This is a genomic window from Enterobacter bugandensis (assembly GCF_900324475.1).
In the GTDB taxonomy this organism is placed as follows: domain Bacteria; phylum Pseudomonadota; class Gammaproteobacteria; order Enterobacterales; family Enterobacteriaceae; genus Enterobacter; species Enterobacter bugandensis.
The window spans coordinates 3232398-3249388 of the sequence record NZ_LT992502.1; the positions used below are offsets into that span (position 1 = coordinate 3232398).

The following is a 16991-nucleotide window of genomic DNA, read 5'->3' on the forward strand; positions in this document are numbered from 1 at the left end:
CAGCCTCTTACGGCTGGTTTTTTATTTTGCCTCGTCCGGTGTTTTGCGCAGGTACATCAGCGTAACAAGACAAATCACGGCTCCGGCATAAAACGTATATTCCGCGCCAAACGTTTCCCAGATGGCCCCGGCGCCCAGGCTGGCGACTAACAATCCCACGCCGCTGACCAGACTAAAAATGCCGTAGGCGGTACCGCGCAGATCCGCAGGTGCCGTTTTTGCGATCATTGCCGCCAGCAGCCCCTGCGTCATCCCCATATGCACTCCCCAAAGCGTAACGCCCAGAAGCATTCCAGCCCAGTGGGTGCTTAGCGCCAGCACAATATCTGCCCCAATCAGCATCACCAGGCCCCACTGCAGTAGTCGGGTGTGGCTCATCCCGTCCGATAACTTGCCAAACGGATAGGCTGAAAGGAAATAGAGCAAATTCATGGCCACCATCACCAGCGGGATCAGCGCCAGCGGCACCCCCGACTGCTGTGCGCGCAGGACAAGAAAGGCTTCACTGAAACGTGCGAGCGTGAAGATGGCGCCCAGGCCAATGACCCACCAGCAGCCTTTCCCGAGGCGCCTGAGGTTCTCTTTTTTGATGGGGTTCGTGCGTTTATGTTCGACGGGCGTTTTCGGCTCATGCAGGCCGAAGAAAAGCAGCGCCACGCCGAGGACGCCGGGGATCACCGCAATCCAGAAAATCGTGCGGAAATCATCGTTCCACAGCAGCATCAAGCCTACGGCCAGCAGCGGCCCGAGAAATGCGCCGACGGTATCCATCGACTGACGCAGCCCAAAGGCCGCGCCGCGAAGTTCCGGCGGCGTAACGTCAGCGACCAGCGCATCGCGCGGCGCGCCCCGGATCCCCTTCCCTACCCGGTCGATTAAGCGTGCCCCCAGAATCATGCCCGACGAAGAGGCGATAGCGAACAGCGGCTTACTCAGCGCGCCAAGACCGTAGCCCAGCACCGCCAGTCCTTTACGTTTACCCAGGTAGTCACTGATGGCACCGGAAAAAACTTTGATAAACAGCGCGGTGGCTTCAGCCAGGCCTTCAATCAAGCCAATGAAAATCACGCTGGCTCCCAGCGTCGTGACCATAAACAGCGGCAGCAGGCTGTGAATGATCTCCGAGGAGATATCCATCAGCATACTGACCCCACCCACAACCCAGACGCCTTTCGGGATCCGGCTGAGCGTTGCAAACCGGGATAACATTGAACATCTCCTGCTTTATGTCGAACGACCTTGTTCGACACAGAATACCCTGGAAATGCGAATAAATATCATCACATATAAAAAAGCCAGCCCGCAGGCTGGCTTCTTATAGCAGGTGAATGCTCAGTGTTTTTCACGTCCGCCCAGGAAGAAAATGCCCAGCGGAATGGCCAGCAGAACGGTGAAGACAAGGCTGTAAACGAAGATCATCGCCGACTGCAGCACATACATGCTGGTAGTCCAGGCGGAGAGAGGAATGTTGTACTGTTCAATGACGCCAACAATGGTGGCCCGCCCGACGCACGCGGCAGCAATCATAAACACGACGAGTAGCGCCAGGAGGAACTTGCGGCCTTCAGGTGTTTTCAGTTTTGCACGAACCATCTCTCTTCCCTTTCACAGATGAATAACATTATCGATGGACTAAAATAACACGAACGCCCGTCACACTCCACACCAGTACAAACACCTGCCAAAACGGTTAATATTAAGTTTATTACGCTGCATATAATGAAAATGTAAGTAAATCACACCAATCATTCATACTCGTTATGTTAGTGTGTTCAGGACCGTTTTGACATAAAGGAATGACAATGAAAAACGCACCTAAATTTGCCATCGCGCTTCTCGCCGCCGCGTGCGTCAGCACCAGCGCTTTCGCCAGCGACGCCCAAAAAGCGCAGCCGCTGGAAAAAGTTGCACCCTATCCGCAAGCGGAAAAAGGCATGAAGCGTCAGGTGATTCAACTGCCGGTTCAGCAGGACGAAGCGAATTACAAAGTCGAACTGTTAATTGGCAAGACGCTGGAAGTGGACTGCAATCAGCATCGTCTGGGCGGCCAGCTGGAAAGTAAAACCCTGGAAGGCTGGGGTTATGACTATTACGTCTTTGATAAAGTGACCTCTCCGGTCTCTACCATGATGGCCTGCCCGGACGGCAAGAAAGAGAAGAAATTTGTGACGGCCTATCTGGGCGACAACAGCCTGCTGCGCTACAACAGCAAGTTGCCGATCGTGGTATATACGCCTGAAAACGTGGAAGTAAAATATCGCGTGTGGAAGGCAGAAGAGACGGTCGGACAAGCGGTAGTACGTTAAAAACAAGTCGGGTGGCGGCTTCGCCTTACCCGACCTGCTAAACTAAAAACGGTAACAGATGTTACCGTTTTGCTTTTACCTTACAGCGCGATATCCGCAACCGGCTTGTTTTCCGGCTGAGGCTTCAGCTCCGCCTTCGGCGCAGCATCCGCAGCCTGCGGCTTCACGTACTGCAGCTGCAGCACGCGGCTGGTGTACTCCAGCTCTTGTTCCGTCGCATCCACGTTACCGTTCAGCTTCGTGCCGTAGGATGGAATAATGGTTTTCAGCTTCGCCTGCCATTCCGGGCTGGCAACTTTGTCTTTAAACACTTTTTCCATCAGGTGCAGCATGATTGGCGCAGCGGTAGATGCACCCGGTGACGCACCCAGCAGCGCGGCAATCGTGCCATCCTTATCGCTCACCACTTCGGTACCCAGACGCAGCACGCCGCCCTCTTTCGGATCGCGCTTGATGATCTGCACGCGCTGACCCGCCTGCCACAGACGCCAGTCTTCTTTCTTCGCCTGCGGATAGTACTCTTTCAGCGCCTCGAAGCGTTCTTCATCAGAAAGCATCACCTGGCTAATCAGGTATTTCACCAGGTCGAAATTATCCAGGCCCACGTCCATCATCGGTTTGACGTTAGAGGTGGTGGTCGCGCTCAGCAGATCCCAGAGGGAGCCGTTTTTCAGGAACTTGGTTGAGAAGGTCGCGAACGGTCCGAACAGCACCACGCGTTTACCGTCAAGCATACGGGTATCGATATGCGGGACGGACATCGGTGGCGCACCGACGGAAGCCTGACCGTACACTTTTGCCAGGTGACGGTTCACCACTTCCGGGTTCTCGGACACCAGGAACTGGCCGCCGACCGGGAAGCCCGCGTAGTCGTCAGCTTCAGGAATACCGGATTCCTGCAGCAGCTTCAGCGCCGCGCCGCCCGCACCGATGAAGACAAATTTAGCCTTAATGACGTGCTCGGCTTCATTGTTTTTCAGATCGGCAACCGTCACGCTCCAGCTGTTGTCCGCATTGCGCTTAAAGCCGCGCACTTCGGTGCTGAGCTGCAAATTGAAGTTATCTTTCTTCTTCAGGGACGCCACCAGCTGACGGGTAATTTCGCCGTAGTTCACGTCGGTGCCAATTTCGGTACGGGTCGCCGCCACTTTCTGGTTCGGGTCACGGCCTTCCATGACCAGCGGCGCCCACTCTTTAATCTGCGCGTGGTCTTCGGAGTATTTCATCCCGCGGAACAGGGTGCTCTGCTGCAGCGCAGCGTAGCGTGCGCGCAGGAAATTCACGTTTTGCTCGCCCCACACAAAGCTCATGTGCGGCACGGTATTGATGAAGGAGTGCGGGTCGTGCATCACGCCGCTGTTGACCTGGTGGGACCAGAACTGACGCGAGATCTGGAACGCTTCGTTGATCTCTACCGCCTTCTCGATACTAATGGAACCGTCCTTTTTCTGCGGCGTATAGTTCAGTTCCATGAGTGCCGAATGGCCCGTACCAGCGTTATTCCAGCCGTTCGAACTCTCCTGCGCCACGCCATCGAGGCGCTCGACCATGGTCATGGACCAGTCCGGCTGCAGTTCTTGCAGATAGGTTCCCAGCGTGGCGCTCATGATACCGCCACCAATTAAAAGGACGTCCGTTTCCTGCTCTTTTGGTGCGTCTGCTTTCGCTGCCATTGAGACGGCGTTGAGCCCGACAGCCAGAGAAAAGAGCATGGCAGTCATTTTTTTCATAATTTATGCCTTAGTGTAAAAGTGCTTGATGCGTGGAAATTGCAGGTGAAAAAAGCTGCGTGGGCACGGTAACAACTTTTAAATATTGTTTAAAGGTTACGAAATTATTGTAATTGTGAAATTTAATGATGGATTGTTTGTAGGGGATTGCGGCGCGCAACTGGTATAAGGAGGAATTTATGGCTACTATGCTGCACTTTGTGATCGCGCGCACGGAAGCCTGCCCTAACCAGCGAACTGTTATGTCCTTACCTCATTCTGCCGTATCCCCTGAAGACAGTGTAGCCAGCGTGCTGCACTCCCCTAAACAACTGGCGCGTGAAACGCTGGCGGGCGTGATTACCGCTCTGGCGCTGATCCCCGAAGTGATCTCATTTTCCGTGGTGGCGGGCGTTGACCCGAAGGTCAGCCTGATCGCCTCCGTGGTGCTGTGTCTTGCTCTCTCCGTGCTGGGCGGTCGTCCGGCGATGGTCACGGCTGCGGCCGGTTCCGTAGCGCTGGTGATTGGCCCGATGGTGCATCAGCACGGGGTACAATACATTCTTCCCGCCGTGCTGATGGCTGGCGTGATCCAGATTCTGTTTGGCGTGCTGGGCATGGCAAGGCTGATGCGCTTTATTCCCCAGTCGGTGATGACCGGATTTGTTAACGCCCTTGGCATTTTGATTTTCTTCGCTCAGGTGCCGCATTTCTGGAGCCGAAGCCCGCTGATTGTGGGCCTGTTCGTGCTGACGCTGCTGATTGTGCTGTGGGTGCCGCGCTATATTAAAAGCGTCCCTTCCCCGCTGATTGCGATTGTGCTGTTAACCCTTTTCACCGTCACCACCGGTCAGATCCTGCCGACTGTCGGTGATGAAGGCTCAATGACTGGCGGTCTGCCTGGATTTACCGAGCTGCTGGTGCCGCTTAATTTACAGACGCTGAACATTATCTGGCCGTGCGCGTTGAGTATTGCCTTCGTCGGTCTGCTGGAGTCCCTGCTGACGGCAAAACTGGTGGACGAACTGACGGTTACGCCCTCCAGCAAGCGTCGCGAGAGCATCGGGCTGGGCGTGGGGAATATCATGGCCGGGCTCTACGGTGGCATTGCGGGCTGCGCGATGATCGGACAAACCATCGTTAACGTGGAGATGGGGAAAGGACGAAGCCGCATTTCAACCATTGCGGCGGGCATCGTGCTGCTGCTCCTGGTGACGGCACTCAGCGAAGTGATGGCCAAAATCCCGATGGCGGTGCTGGCGGGGATTATGGCGATTGTTGCCGTCAAAACCTTCAGCTGGCACAGCCTTCAGCCCGCCACGATAAAAAATGCCCCGGTTGCCGAAACGGTGGTGATGCTGGTGACGGTAGCCGCCACGGTATCAACCGGCAACCTGGCGGTTGGCGTGCTGGGCGGGATTATCGTCATGGCACTGATCCCCGCCCGCATTAAGCGTCGGGTTAAAGCAGAAAAATCGTTGCCAGCCCAAGAAAAATAAAGAAACCGCCGGTATCGGTGATGGCGGTGATCATCACGCTCGACCCCACCGCGGGGTCGCGCCCCAGTTTGGTCATCGTCAGCGGGATAATGACGCCCATCATCGATGCCACCAGCAAATTCAGCACCATCGCCAGCATCATCACGCCGCCTAAGGCCATATCGTCATACAGCCACCACGTGATGCCGCCCATAATGCCGCCCCATACCAGGCCGTTAATCAGCGCCACGCCCATTTCCCTGAAGATCAGAAAGGCGAAGTTACCGGGCTGAATATTTTCCAGCGCCAGCGCGCGGACGATCATGGTGATGGTCTGGTTTCCGGTGTTGCCGCCAATTCCGGCCACAATCGGCATCAGCGAGGCCAGCGCCACCAGCTGCGAAATGGTGTGTTCAAAGCCGTCAATCACACGGGAGGCGATGAAGGCGGTACACAGGTTAATAGCCAGCCAGGCCCAGCGGGTTTTCACCGCCTTACCGACGGAGGCGTGGACGTCATCTTCGGCGCTGATCCCGCCTAGCGCGCGCAGGTCGTTATCGGTCTCTTCATAAACCACGTCAACGATTTCATCGATGGTCAGACGGCCCATCAGCTTGCCAACGGAGTCTACGACCGCCGCACTCACAAGGTCATCACGTTCAAAGGTACGCGCCGCTTTTTCCGCATCGTCTTCCGGGGAGAAGACCATCGGCTCGTTTTCCATCACCTCGCTCACCCGCTGCTGGGCGCTGTTGAGCAGGATGGTTTTCAGCTCCAGCTCGCCAAGCAGGGTTTTATCCCGCGAGGTGACAAACAGCTTATCGGTGTTGTCCGGCATTTTGCCCAGGCGGCGCAGGTAGCGCTGCACGGTACCGAGCGTGACGTCCGGACGTACCGTGATAACGCCGAACTCCATGATCGCGCCGACGCTGTTTTTCTCGTAGTGCATCACCTGACGCACGCGCGCACGTTCATCGGCAGGCAGAGAGGCCAGCAGGCGGCCGGTCAGGTTACGCGGCAGATGCTGTACAAGGTAAATCTGCTCGTCGATATCCAGGGTTTGCAGGGCGTCGAGGATATCCCGATCGCTCATCTCATCGATCAGGTCATCCCAGACGTTTTCCGAGGCTTCAAGCAGAACCTGGCCGCGCTCGTGATCCTGTACCAGGCGCCAGAGGGCGTGACGCTCTTCCGAAGGAAGCGCTTCCAGGGTATCCGCCAGATCCGGCGGCGGTAAATGAGCAACCAGCGCACCTACCTCAGCAATATCGTCGGCTAAGGTGCCGACATCATATTGCTCAGCCAGGGTCAGTTTGCCTAATAGCGTAGACGTGACCGCTTTATCGGTCGTGAGAAGCCAGATGAGTCGCGCACGTTCCTGGTCACGCTGCCTGGCGCTGTTTTTCTTTAATACCGACATCAATCATAAATCCATTAAATGAGTTGAGACTAAGCATAGCGCGAGGATATGTAAATAAGAATAAACAGCGAGGCGGGATGGAGAAAAAAGCGGCATTACGGCCACGATTATCCCCTCTCCCCGTGGGAGAGGGTTAGAGTGAGGGCATCAGGCCGTGCGCGCCACCGCGTCACGCGACGCCGCATCGCGCTCGTCGCCGGTCAGCTCGCTCAGCCTGCCGTCGCGCATCTCCAGCAGACGGTCGGCGTGAATGAAGTAATGATCGTCGTGGCTGATGGCGAAAATGGTCTTGCCCATCTCCTGCATCAGCGGCAGCAGCACCTGATAAAACTCGCGACGGAAGTGCGGGTCTTGATCCGCCGCCCATTCATCCAGCAGGATGATGTCACGCTCTTCCGCCAGCGCCAGCAGCAGCGCCACGCGCTTCTTCTGACCCTTAGAGAGCTTGAGGTTCAGGATTTTGCCGTCCTGGAGCTCCAGCTTGTGCGACATCTGCAGCTGCGCAAGCCATTTCTCAACCAGAGCCGGATTGGCCTGCTGCCCTTCCGGCCCCAGCAGCTGGTCAAACAGCCAGACATCGGTGAATACCGCTGAGAAAAGCTTGCGGTAATCCTCGGGTTTCTCCGCGCTCAGCGCCTTACCGTCCAGCAGGATCTCGCCCGACTGCGGCTGGTAAAGTCCGGTGAGTAACATCGCCAGCGTGGATTTTCCGCTACCGTTGCCGCCGATGAGGAACAGCAGTTCGCCGCGGTGAATCGTCAGGTTGACCGGTCCCACGGAGAAGGCGTTGTCCTGATAGCGGAACGTCACGTCGCGCAGCTCCAGGGTCTGCCAGTTCGGGAAGGCCTGCGGGCGCGGGAATTCAGCCTTAAATGGCGCCAGGTCGAACTTCTTAAGCTTGTTAAACGCCACCTGCGCACTCAGCAAGGTGGGCAATGCGCCGACGGCAGAGAGCAGCGGCGTACGCAGGAACAGCAGGGTCAGCGAGTAGGTCGCCGCCACGTTGGTGTCCGCCCAGCCCAGGCTGTTCGCCATCCAGAATACCAGGCCAATGGCGCCCAGCATCATAATGTTGGACCAGTTCACCGCGCTCAGGTGGAAGGTATCGGCGCGAATAATGTGGTGCCGGTATTCGCGCGCGTCCGGGATATAGAGGTTATTGAAGATATGCTCGGCACGCTCGCGGTTGAGCGTCAGCTCTTTGCGCCCTTCCAGTACCGTCTGGTAATCGTTATAGAGCTTATCTTCCGTTTCGCGCAGGACCGCCATGTGTTTATAGACGCGCGACACCAGCACGAAACCGCCCCAGATGGTGATGGCAATCCACACCGCGGTCACCGCCAGCATTTTGGTCGAAAGCCAGGCGAGATAGGCCGCCGAGCCAAAGGTCAGGATGATCCCCTGCACCAGCTCCGGCAGGCGGACAAACGCGATGGTAATCGCGCGCACGTCGCTGGTCAGCCCCGCCAGCAGGGAGGCGCTGCCGAGCTGCTCCACGCGCTCAACCTGCGTGTCGAGGATCCGCTTGATGAACTCGCTGCGCAGGCGGAAAACGAAATGGTGACCAAGCGCGGTCAGCGCCAGCTGAGAGCCGAGCGTAACCGCCATCAACAGCAGCAGCAGGCCGAGAAACTCCGGCAGAACCGAGAGTGAGGTATCGACCATTTCGATCAGCCGCACGTTTATAAACGCGATCAGGCCAATACCCAGCGCCGCGCTGGCAAGGCTTAAGGCCATTACGGCAATGAAGGGCCAGCGGTACTGACGCCAGACAAGAAGAAGTAGTTGCATGCAGGCAATCCGGACAATAAAAATCAGCCAGCAGTGTAAACTGCCCTGAGCGGACATCAAGAATAATTCTTATTTTTGTTTGTTCAATCCCGCCTGACGGAAAGTCAGATTATAGCGGTACTCGCCAGTGAGGGGGTGAACCCCGGGCTTCAGGGGCTGAATGCCGTGATAGTACAGCCGTGACTCCCTGCCCCACACCACCACGTCGCCGTGCTCCAGCATAATGCGCCTGAGCGGATCGTTGCGGCGCAATCCGCCAAACTGGAAGACGGCGGGCAGACCCAACGATACCGAGACGATGGGCGCGCGCAGATCGGGTTCATCCTTGTCCTGATGCAGGGAGAGCTTCGCGCCGATGGCGTAGCGGTTAATCAGGCAGGCATCCGGCCGGAAGTCTGGATAATCCGCTGCAACGGCAGCCTCGTGACAAAGCGCCTGAAACACCGCAGGCATGGGAGGCCACGGCCGGCCGGTCGTGGGATCGTTCGGGGCATACACATACCCACGTTCGTTCGTCGCCCACCCCAGTTCGCCGCAGTTGGCCATGGCCACCGACATGGTGTAGCCGCCCGGCGTCACCATATGGCGAAACGGTGAAACCGCCGTGACCTCTTCAATACCGGCAAGCAATGCCGCCGCACGGGAGAGTGCAAAGCGGCGCAGGATCACTGCCCCGGGCGCAAGCGGCTCCTGCCACGGTTCAGCATCCGCAAAAAGATCGAGCATTATCCCTCCCGGCGTTTCGCCTCACGTTTCAGTAATAGCGCTTTTCGCGCCGCCCCCCAGCGATAGCCCGACAGCGCGCCGTCAGTACGGACCACGCGGTGACAGGGGATCACAATCGCCAGCCTGTTTGCCGCACAGGCTCCCGCGACGGCACGCACCGCATTGGGCTGGCCAATCGCCTTCGCCACCATCTGATAGCTGGCCGTTTCCCCGCAGGGGATGTCACGAAGGGCTTGCCAGACCCGCTGCTGGAACGCGGTGCCGCGTATATCCAGCGGCAGCGCCAGCGGCACCGCGTGGTTATCAATACTGGCAATGACCTGTCTGATACGCTGGGCAAAGGCATCTTCCTGCGGGGCATGCTCCGCGTTTGGAAACAGCGTCGCAAATTCTTCTGCCAGTTTGGTATCGTTGTCGCCCAGCAGTATCGCGCAAATCCCCCGCTCGCTTTCCGCAACCAGGCAGCGTCCCAGCGAACAGTCGCCGATGGCGTAACGCACCGCCACCTCGCCTTTGCGGTACTGCTTCGCCGTCATGCCCAGCGCATCGTTGGCTTTGCGGTAATAGCTGCTGCTGTCGGGAAACCCTGCCGCCAGCACGGCATCGGTAATTTTGTTTCCCTGCGCAAGCGCCGCGCGCAGACGCTGCCCCCGCGCCGCCTGCTGCCAGGCTTTTGGCGTCATCCCGGTGACGGACTTAAACAGCCGGTGGAAATGGAAAGGACTCATGGCGACCTGCTGCGCCAGGCCTTCAAGCATCAGCGCGGGATCCTGCTCCAGAAGGCGACAGGCGTGCTCCACTTTCGCCAGCTTTTGCTGATTCGGATCGCGTTTGTCCGGCATGCAGCGCTTGCACGGGCGAAACCCTGCCTGAACGGCATGCTGGACATCGGGATAAAAGCAGACGTTTTTACGCAGCGCGTGACGGGCGCGGCATGACGGGCGGCAAAAAATCCCCGTCGTCTGCACGGCAAAGACAAACCGATCGTCAGCGCGCGGATCGCGAGCCAGAACGGCCTGCCAGCGATCCTCATCATTCATATAGGTTGGATTTTTCATCATCAGCTCCTCTTACAAGCATACCTTTAGCGTGCCCGAGTGCCAGTGATAAAAAACCCGCAACCTTGCTTTTTAATTTTTGTCGCTCACCAGGAAGCTGTTGAACTGCGGCGAGCTCCAGGTTTTGAACCCGTCGCCCTCTTTAGTGATCATATAAACCGCCAGTCCTTCCTGACGAACCACCTCTTTGGCTTTTTCCGGGCCGAGAACCATTAATCCGGTATCCCAGGCGTCGGCTTCCAGCGCAGTGGGGGCAATCACGGTCACCGAGACCAGGTTATGCGTGATGGGACGTCCGGTCAGCGGATCGATCACGTGCGAAATTCGCTTCCCGTCGAGCTCGTAATAGTTACGGTAGCTCCCGGAAGTGCTGATGCCGTGCCCGTTAATATCCACAATGGCCTGTACGGCGTTTTGCCGATCGGTCGGTTTTTGAATCGCCACGCGCCACGGTTTACCGCTGGCGTTCATGCCCCGGCTGACTAACGCGCCCCCCACGGAGACCAGGTAGCGCGATATCCCTTCCTGCGTCATCAGCGCGGCAAGGTGATCCGCCGCGTAACCTTCACCTACCGTCGACAGATCGACAAACAGATCGGGGATGTCTTTCTGCAGATACTGCTGGCCGTACTGGTTGATCACCGTCAGATGCTTTAGCCCTGTCCGGGCGCGGGCATCATCAATGGCCGCCTGATCGGGTGTGGTATCCGGCTGTTTGTTCGGGCCAAATCCCCAGAGATTGACCAGAGGCCCGACGGTGACATCCATCGCGCCGTTGGTTTTATATCCCACGCGCATTGATTCGGTGACGATATCGGCCATCGCTTCGCTCACCGGCCACAGGGAGGTACTGGTGGAAAGATTAAAGCGCATCAGCGCCGAGTCATTTTTATAGGTTGAGAGCAGCTGGTCGTCGGCGTCCAGCTGAGACTGGATTTTACCGCGAAGTTCATCAGCGCGCGTTTTATCCAGGCCCATCACGCTGACGCGCCAGAAGGTGCCCATCGTTTTGCCTTCGAGCACCGTCGCGGCGGGTGCATCGGTTTTCGCCACGGGCGCGGAATCGTCACACGCGGTCAGGAAAAAAAGCATAGCCAGAAAGCTGGCGCGTAAAAAAGTCATGTCCATTCATTATTATCCTCATGCCAGGGCGGCAAGAGTACACCAAAACGGTTGCATTGTGAGGCCAAAAAAAAGCACAAAAAAGGGGCCTTCAGGCCCCTTAGTCACACGATGACGCGATTAGAACTGGTAAACCAGACCCAGCGCGACGATATCATCAGTGCCGATACCGGCCTGACGGGTGAACTCATTTTCATCAACCAGGTTGATTTTGTAATCCACGTAGGTGGACATGTTTTTGTTGAAGTAGTAAGTCGCACCCACATCAACATATTTCAGCAGATCCTGATCGCCGTAACCTTCGATGTCTTTACCTTTGGACTGCAGGTAAGCCACGGATGGACGCAGGCCGAAGTCGAACTGGTACTGAGCAACCACTTCGAAGTTCTGCGCTTTGTTAGCAAAACCGTAAGCGGTAGTCGGGCTGCTGCCGTTAGAGGTACCGAAGCGGGTTGCGTTGTAAGTCTGAGAGTACTGCGCAGCCAGGTAGATGTTGTTGGCATCATATTTCAGGCCGCCAGAATAGACTTCTGCGTGATCGCCGTTACCATAAACGCCCGGTGCGTTCTGGTCAGCGGTACGTTTGGAGGAGGACATCGCACCACCCACACTGAAGCCTTCGCCCAGGTTATAGGTTACGGATGCACCGTAGCCGTCGCCGTTCTGTTTCAGCAGGCTGCGTCCACCGACGTTTTCGCCGCTTACGCTACCGTTTTTACCCTGATACTGCAGCGCAAAGTTCAGGCCATCCACCAGACCAAAGAAGTCCTGGTTACGATAGGTCGCCACGCCGTTACACGAGACTGCAGGAAGTTGTCTGAGCCGTAGGTATCGCCGCCAAATTCTGGCAGAACGTCAGTCCAGGAAGTTACGTCGTAGATCACGCCGTAGTTACGACCGTAATCGAAAGAGCCCGCTTCAGCGAATTTCAGACCGGCAAACGCCACACGCGTCCAGGACTGGTTGTCGCTTTCAGTCGTGTTGCCCTGGATCTGGTATTCCCACTGGCCGTAACCGGTCAGCTGATCGTTAACCTGAGTTTCGCCTTTGAAGCCAAGACGCATGTAGGTCTGGTCGCCGTCAGCACTCTTGTCGTCAGAGAAATAGTGCAGACCATCAACTTTGCCGTACAGATCTAATTTGTTGCCATCTTTGTTATAAATTTCGGCCGCATTTGCTGCGCCTGCTACCAGCAGTGCTGGTACCAGGAGGGACAGTACTTTAACTTTCATTTTATTAACCCTCTGTTATATGCCTTATAATTGCCACTGCTTACTGGTTAACCCTCATTAACCAGTCGGCAAATTCATTCTCCGCAAAATTACAGAATAATCCAATGCGAATATGATACGAAAACTTTGAAGATGTTTCATTTATCCATCAACATGTTTCAAAATGTAAATGAAAAGGAACTTTTACAAAGCACATAAAGCTTAGAAATTTAGCACTTATAATCAAAACGAAAAATGACCCAATACATATCAAAGAGTTAAAATAAAAAACGTTACCGCACTGAATGACAAAACAAGATCGACTCCAGTCTCTAAAATAACTCTCGCTATCATCATTAACTTTATTTATTACCGTCATTCAGCTTTGAATGTCTGTTTATCCCTAATTCAACCGGATGCGTCGCATTCGGTTTTTTTTTACCCTTCTTTACGTAACTTTTCCTTTTTTGTGCTACCGCCGCGTAATTGTAACGACTATTAACTAAATTCACGCTCGCCCCTGTGCATAACGGGAAAATTCGCTCAAAACTTAATTTCTTGTTAATTCGTGCTATTTTCTGACGAAATGCATTTTTTATTTGTACATACATTATGTGCTTGTACACATTTAAGGCGTACTTCCTCTCTCGCACGGGTCATCGAAAAAGTCGCTTGTTCAAGGACAGTGGCGCTGGAAATTCAGTTATTACCCTTTATACTGCCCTATCGCCACAGAGCACGACCATCACGGGTTAAAGATATCAATGAGTCAGACTGAAACTACCGCCCAAAGCAAATTCTCCCTTCTGCCCGGGAGCATCACCCGTTTCTTTCTTCTTTTGATCGTGGTGCTGTTAGTCACAATGGGCGTGATGGTGCAGAGCGCGGTTAACGCCTGGCTGAAGGATAAGAGCTATCAGGTGGTGGATATTACCCACGCCGTACACAAGCGCATTGATACCTGGCGCTACGCCACCTGGCAGATTTACGACAACATTGCGGCAGCGCCTGCCAGCTCATCCGGAGATGGGCTTCAGGAGACGCGGCTGAAGCAGGATGTCTACTATCTCGAAAAACCGCAGCGTAAGACTGAAGCGCTTATCTTTGGCTCTCACGACAGCGCGACCCTTGAGATGACGCAGCGTATTTCGACCTACCTGGATACCCTCTGGGGCGCCGAAACGGTGCCGTGGTCGATGTACTATCTGAACGGTCAGGACAACAGCATGATCCTGATCTCGACGCTGCCGTTGAAAGATCTCTCTTCCGGATTTAAAGAGACGACGGTCGGCAGCATTGTCGACTCCCGCCGGGCAGAAATGCTGCAGCAGGCCAACGCCCTTGATGAACGTGAGAGCTTCTCATCGCTGCGCCGATTGGCCTGGCAGAATGGTCACTATTTTACACTGCGTACCACCTTTAACCAGCCGGGTCATCTGGCGACGGTCGTGGCCTTCGATTTACCCATTAATGATTTGATCCCGCCGGATATGCCGCTCGACAGCTTCCGTCTGGAGCCGGACAGCAGCACCCAGAACATGCGTGCGGCGTCCGATAAAGAGGCCGCAGAGAGCGTCACCATCTCCTTTAACGGCTCGAAAATTGAAATTGCCTCGTCGCTGAACTCAACCGGCATGCGTCTGGTGTGGCAGGTACCGTTCGGCACGCTGCTGCTTGATACCCTGCAAAATATTCTGCTGCCGCTGCTGCTGAATATTGGCCTGCTGGCGCTGGCCCTGTTTGGCTACAGTACCTTCCGCTTCCAGCCGGGACGCCAGAGCGACGCGTCTGCGGTCTCCGCGGGCAATACCAACGAGCTGCGCGTATTGCGCGCGCTCAATGAAGAGATTGTCTCCGTGCTGCCGCTAGGGGTGTTAGTTCACGATCAGGAATCGAATCGCACGGTGATGAGCAATAAAATTGCTGACCATCTGCTGCCGCACCTTAACCTGCAGAACATCACCACTATGGCGGATCAGCACCAGGGGGTTATTCAGGCCACGATTAACAATGAACTTTACGAGATCCGTCAGTTCCGCAGCCAGGTGGCCCCGCGTACGCAAATCTTCATAATTCGCGATCAGGATCGCGAAGTGCTGGTGAATAAAAAGCTCAAGCAGGCGCAAAGGCTGTATGAGAAGAACCAGCAGGGGCGCGCGGCATTCATGCAGAATATTGGCGATGCCTTCAAGCAGCCGTTAAAAACGCTGGCGACCCAGGCGGCGGCGTTAAACACGTCTGAAAGCCACCAGCTCGCCTGCCAGGCCGACTCGCTGGTCCGCATGGTGGATGAGATCCAACTGGCAAACATGCTGGAGAATGATTTCTGGAAAGGCACCCCTTCTCTCTTCTCCATTCAGGATCTGATCGATGAAGTGGTTCCGGAAGTCCTGCCCGTAATTAAGCGTAAAGGGCTGCAGCTGCTAATCAACAACCATTTACCCGCCAATGACGAACGTCACGGCGACCGCGAGGCGCTGCGTCGGATTCTGCTGATGATTATTCAGTACGCCGTGACCACCACGCAGATCGGCAAGATCACCCTTGAAGTGAGCACCGACGAGTCGGCGGAAGATCGCCTGACGTTCCGCATTCTGGACACCGGGGAAGGCGTGACGGCGAGTGAAATTGATAATCTGCACTTCCCGTTCCTGAATGACACGCAAAGCGATCATTACGGCAAGGCTAACGCCCTGACCTTCTGGCTGTGCGATCAGCTGGCGCGTAAGCTCGGCGGCCATCTGAATATCAAGGCCCGTGAATCGCTCGGCACCCGTTACTCTCTCCACGTGAAAATGGCCGCCAATCCACAGGAAGAAGATGAAGAACGCCTGCTGGATGACGTCGTGGTGATGGTGGATGTGACCTCAAACGAGATCCGCAATATTGTGGTTCGTCAGCTCGAAAACTGGGGCGCGGCCTGCATCACGCCGGATGAAAGGCTGGCAAGTCAAGAATTTGATCTGTTTTTAACTGATAATCCGTCTAATCTTACTGCCTCGGGCTTGCTTTTAAGCGATGATGAGTCAGGCGTGCGGAAAATCGGCCCTGGCCAGCTGCGCGTCAACTTTAATATAAGCAATGCGATGCAGGAAGCTGTACTACAACTAATAGAAGAGCAGCTGGCGCAGGAAGAGATAACGGAATCCCCGTTAGGCGGTAATGAAAATGCCGAGCTTCACGCCAGCGGATACTATTCCCTCTTTGTTGATACAGTACCAGATGATGTGAAGCGGTTGTATACTGAGTCCGCTGCGAATGATTTTGCAGCGCTGGCACAGACAGCACACCGGCTTAAAGGGGTGTTTGCCATGCTTAATCTGGTTCCCGGCAAGCAGTTATGTGAAACGCTGGAACATCTAATTCGTGAGAAAGATGCCTCTGGCATTGAAAAATACATCAGCGACATTGACGCCTACGTCAAAAGCTTGCTGTAGCAAGGTAGCCTTATACATGAACAATATGAACGTAATTATTGCCGATGACCATCCGATTGTACTGTTCGGTATTCGCAAATCACTTGAACAGATCGAGTGGGTGAATGTAGTCGGTGAATTTGAAGACTCTACAGCACTGATCAATAACCTCCCAAAGCTTGATGCGCACGTGCTCATTACCGATCTCTCTATGCCTGGAGACAAATACGGTGATGGGATAACGCTCATCAAATATATTAAACGTCACTTCCCGGACATCTCGATTATTGTTCTGACCATGAACAACAACCCGGCGATCCTGAGCGCCGTGCTGGATCTGGATATCGAAGGGATTGTGCTGAAGCAAGGCGCCCCGACCGATCTGCCAAAAGCGCTGGCTGCGCTGCAGAAAGGCAAGAAGTTCACGCCTGAGAGCGTCTCTCGTCTGCTGGAAAAAATCAGCGCGGGTGGCTACGGTGACAAACGCCTGTCGCCGAAAGAGAGCGAAGTTCTGCGCCTGTTCGCCGAAGGTTTCCTGGTGACCGAGATTGCCAAGAAGCTGAACCGCAGCATTAAAACCATCAGCAGCCAGAAAAAATCAGCAATGATGAAGCTGGGCGTGGACAACGATATTGCCCTGTTGAACTATCTCTCCTCCGTTACGCTGAGCGCATCGGATAAGGATTGATCCCCCACTGTAAATGCCGGATGGCGCTCACGCTTACCCGGCCTACAGAACCCGTAGGCACTCGCA

Annotated in this window: 12 protein-coding genes and 1 pseudogene; 4 read left to right on the plus strand and 9 right to left on the minus strand. The window is 55.3% G+C overall.

Features of this window, described 5'->3' with window-relative positions; genetic code table 11:
• Positions 1-21: 21 nt before the first annotated feature.
• Both DG357_RS15645 and DG357_RS15650 read right to left on the minus strand, forming a co-directional pair.
• The gene (locus DG357_RS15645; RefSeq protein WP_088204782.1) at positions 22-1209 is read right to left on the minus strand and encodes an MFS transporter; all 1188 of its coding nucleotides are present in this window, start codon (positions 1207-1209) and stop codon (positions 22-24) included.
• A gap of 123 nt (positions 1210-1332) precedes the next feature.
• Entirely contained in the window at positions 1333-1593 is a 261-nt protein-coding gene (locus DG357_RS15650; RefSeq protein ID WP_008500962.1) for a DUF2534 family protein, read from the minus strand.
• A 209-nt stretch (positions 1594-1802) separates the two neighbouring features.
• On the opposite strand from DG357_RS15650, the gene eco reads away from it, so the two are divergent.
• Positions 1803-2306, plus strand: a complete 504-nt coding sequence (gene eco, locus DG357_RS15655) for a serine protease inhibitor ecotin (protein ID WP_028013891.1) — start codon at positions 1803-1805, stop codon at positions 2304-2306.
• An 80-nt stretch (positions 2307-2386) separates the two neighbouring features.
• Here the strand turns inward: eco and mqo are convergent, their stop codons facing one another.
• Positions 2387-4036, minus strand: a complete 1650-nt coding sequence (mqo, locus tag DG357_RS15660) for a malate dehydrogenase (quinone) (RefSeq protein WP_028013892.1) — start codon at positions 4034-4036, stop codon at positions 2387-2389.
• 188 nt (positions 4037-4224) lie between these two features.
• Between mqo and DG357_RS15665 the strand changes: the two genes are divergently transcribed.
• On the plus strand, positions 4225-5514 hold the full coding sequence (locus DG357_RS15665; protein WP_045259768.1) for a SulP family inorganic anion transporter: 1290 nt from the start codon (positions 4225-4227) through the stop codon (positions 5512-5514).
• On the opposite strand, the gene mgtE is transcribed toward DG357_RS15665, so the two are convergent.
• From mgtE to DG357_RS15695, 6 genes and pseudogenes are all read right to left on the minus strand, one after another.
• Positions 5477-6913: a magnesium transporter gene (gene mgtE / locus DG357_RS15670; protein ID WP_028013894.1), complete on the minus strand. Its 1437-nt coding sequence runs from the start codon at positions 6911-6913 to the stop codon at positions 5477-5479. The genes DG357_RS15665 and mgtE overlap by 38 nt on opposite strands.
• A 147-nt stretch (positions 6914-7060) precedes the next feature.
• The gene (locus tag DG357_RS15675; RefSeq protein ID WP_041911987.1) at positions 7061-8704 is read right to left on the minus strand and encodes a multidrug ABC transporter permease/ATP-binding protein; all 1644 of its coding nucleotides are present in this window, start codon (positions 8702-8704) and stop codon (positions 7061-7063) included.
• 69 nt (positions 8705-8773) lie between these two features.
• Positions 8774-9430: a DNA oxidative demethylase AlkB gene (gene alkB / locus DG357_RS15680; RefSeq protein ID WP_041908975.1), complete on the minus strand. Its 657-nt coding sequence runs from the start codon at positions 9428-9430 to the stop codon at positions 8774-8776.
• Complete coding sequence (gene ada, locus DG357_RS15685; protein WP_088204781.1) at positions 9430-10488, minus strand: bifunctional DNA-binding transcriptional regulator/O6-methylguanine-DNA methyltransferase Ada; 1059 nt, start codon at positions 10486-10488, stop codon at positions 9430-9432. Before ada ends, alkB begins: the two co-directional genes overlap by 1 nt.
• 72 nt (positions 10489-10560) lie before the next feature.
• On the minus strand, positions 10561-11616 hold the full coding sequence (gene apbE, locus DG357_RS15690) for an FAD:protein FMN transferase ApbE (RefSeq protein WP_045629880.1): 1056 nt from the start codon (positions 11614-11616) through the stop codon (positions 10561-10563).
• A 114-nt stretch (positions 11617-11730) separates the two neighbouring features.
• Positions 11731-12842 (minus strand): annotated as a pseudogene (locus tag DG357_RS15695) (porin OmpC).
• 743 nt (positions 12843-13585) lie between these two features.
• On the opposite strand from DG357_RS15695, the gene rcsD reads away from it, so the two are divergent.
• Together rcsD and rcsB are read left to right on the plus strand one after the other, a co-directional pair.
• Positions 13586-16258 carry a phosphotransferase RcsD gene (rcsD, locus tag DG357_RS15700; RefSeq protein ID WP_048960697.1) on the plus strand — a complete coding sequence of 891 codons (2673 nt, stop codon included), beginning with the start codon at positions 13586-13588 and terminating at the stop codon, positions 16256-16258.
• 16 nt (positions 16259-16274) lie between these two features.
• On the plus strand, positions 16275-16925 hold the full coding sequence (gene rcsB / locus DG357_RS15705) for a response regulator transcription factor RcsB (RefSeq protein WP_006176468.1): 651 nt from the start codon (positions 16275-16277) through the stop codon (positions 16923-16925).
• Positions 16926-16991: the final 66 nt, after the last annotated feature.

Coding starts and splice junctions, on each gene's coding strand:
- DG357_RS15645 (WP_088204782.1), bottom strand. CDS start 1,209: ATGTTATCCCGGTTTGCAACGCTCAGCCGGATCCCGAAAGGCGTCTGG.
- DG357_RS15650 (WP_008500962.1), bottom strand. CDS start 1,593: ATGGTTCGTGCAAAACTGAAAACACCTGAAGGCCGCAAGTTCCTCCTG.
- eco (WP_028013891.1), top strand. CDS start 1,803: ATGAAAAACGCACCTAAATTTGCCATCGCGCTTCTCGCCGCCGCGTGC.
- mqo (WP_028013892.1), bottom strand. CDS start 4,036: ATGAAAAAAATGACTGCCATGCTCTTTTCTCTGGCTGTCGGGCTCAAC.
- DG357_RS15665 (WP_045259768.1), top strand. CDS start 4,225: ATGCTGCACTTTGTGATCGCGCGCACGGAAGCCTGCCCTAACCAGCGA.
- mgtE (WP_028013894.1), bottom strand. CDS start 6,913: ATGTCGGTATTAAAGAAAAACAGCGCCAGGCAGCGTGACCAGGAACGT.
- DG357_RS15675 (WP_041911987.1), bottom strand. CDS start 8,704: ATGCAACTACTTCTTCTTGTCTGGCGTCAGTACCGCTGGCCCTTCATT.
- alkB (WP_041908975.1), bottom strand. CDS start 9,430: ATGCTCGATCTTTTTGCGGATGCTGAACCGTGGCAGGAGCCGCTTGCG.
- ada (WP_088204781.1), bottom strand. CDS start 10,488: ATGAAAAATCCAACCTATATGAATGATGAGGATCGCTGGCAGGCCGTT.
- apbE (WP_045629880.1), bottom strand. CDS start 11,616: ATGGACATGACTTTTTTACGCGCCAGCTTTCTGGCTATGCTTTTTTTC.
- rcsD (WP_048960697.1), top strand. CDS start 13,586: ATGAGTCAGACTGAAACTACCGCCCAAAGCAAATTCTCCCTTCTGCCC.
- rcsB (WP_006176468.1), top strand. CDS start 16,275: ATGAACAATATGAACGTAATTATTGCCGATGACCATCCGATTGTACTG.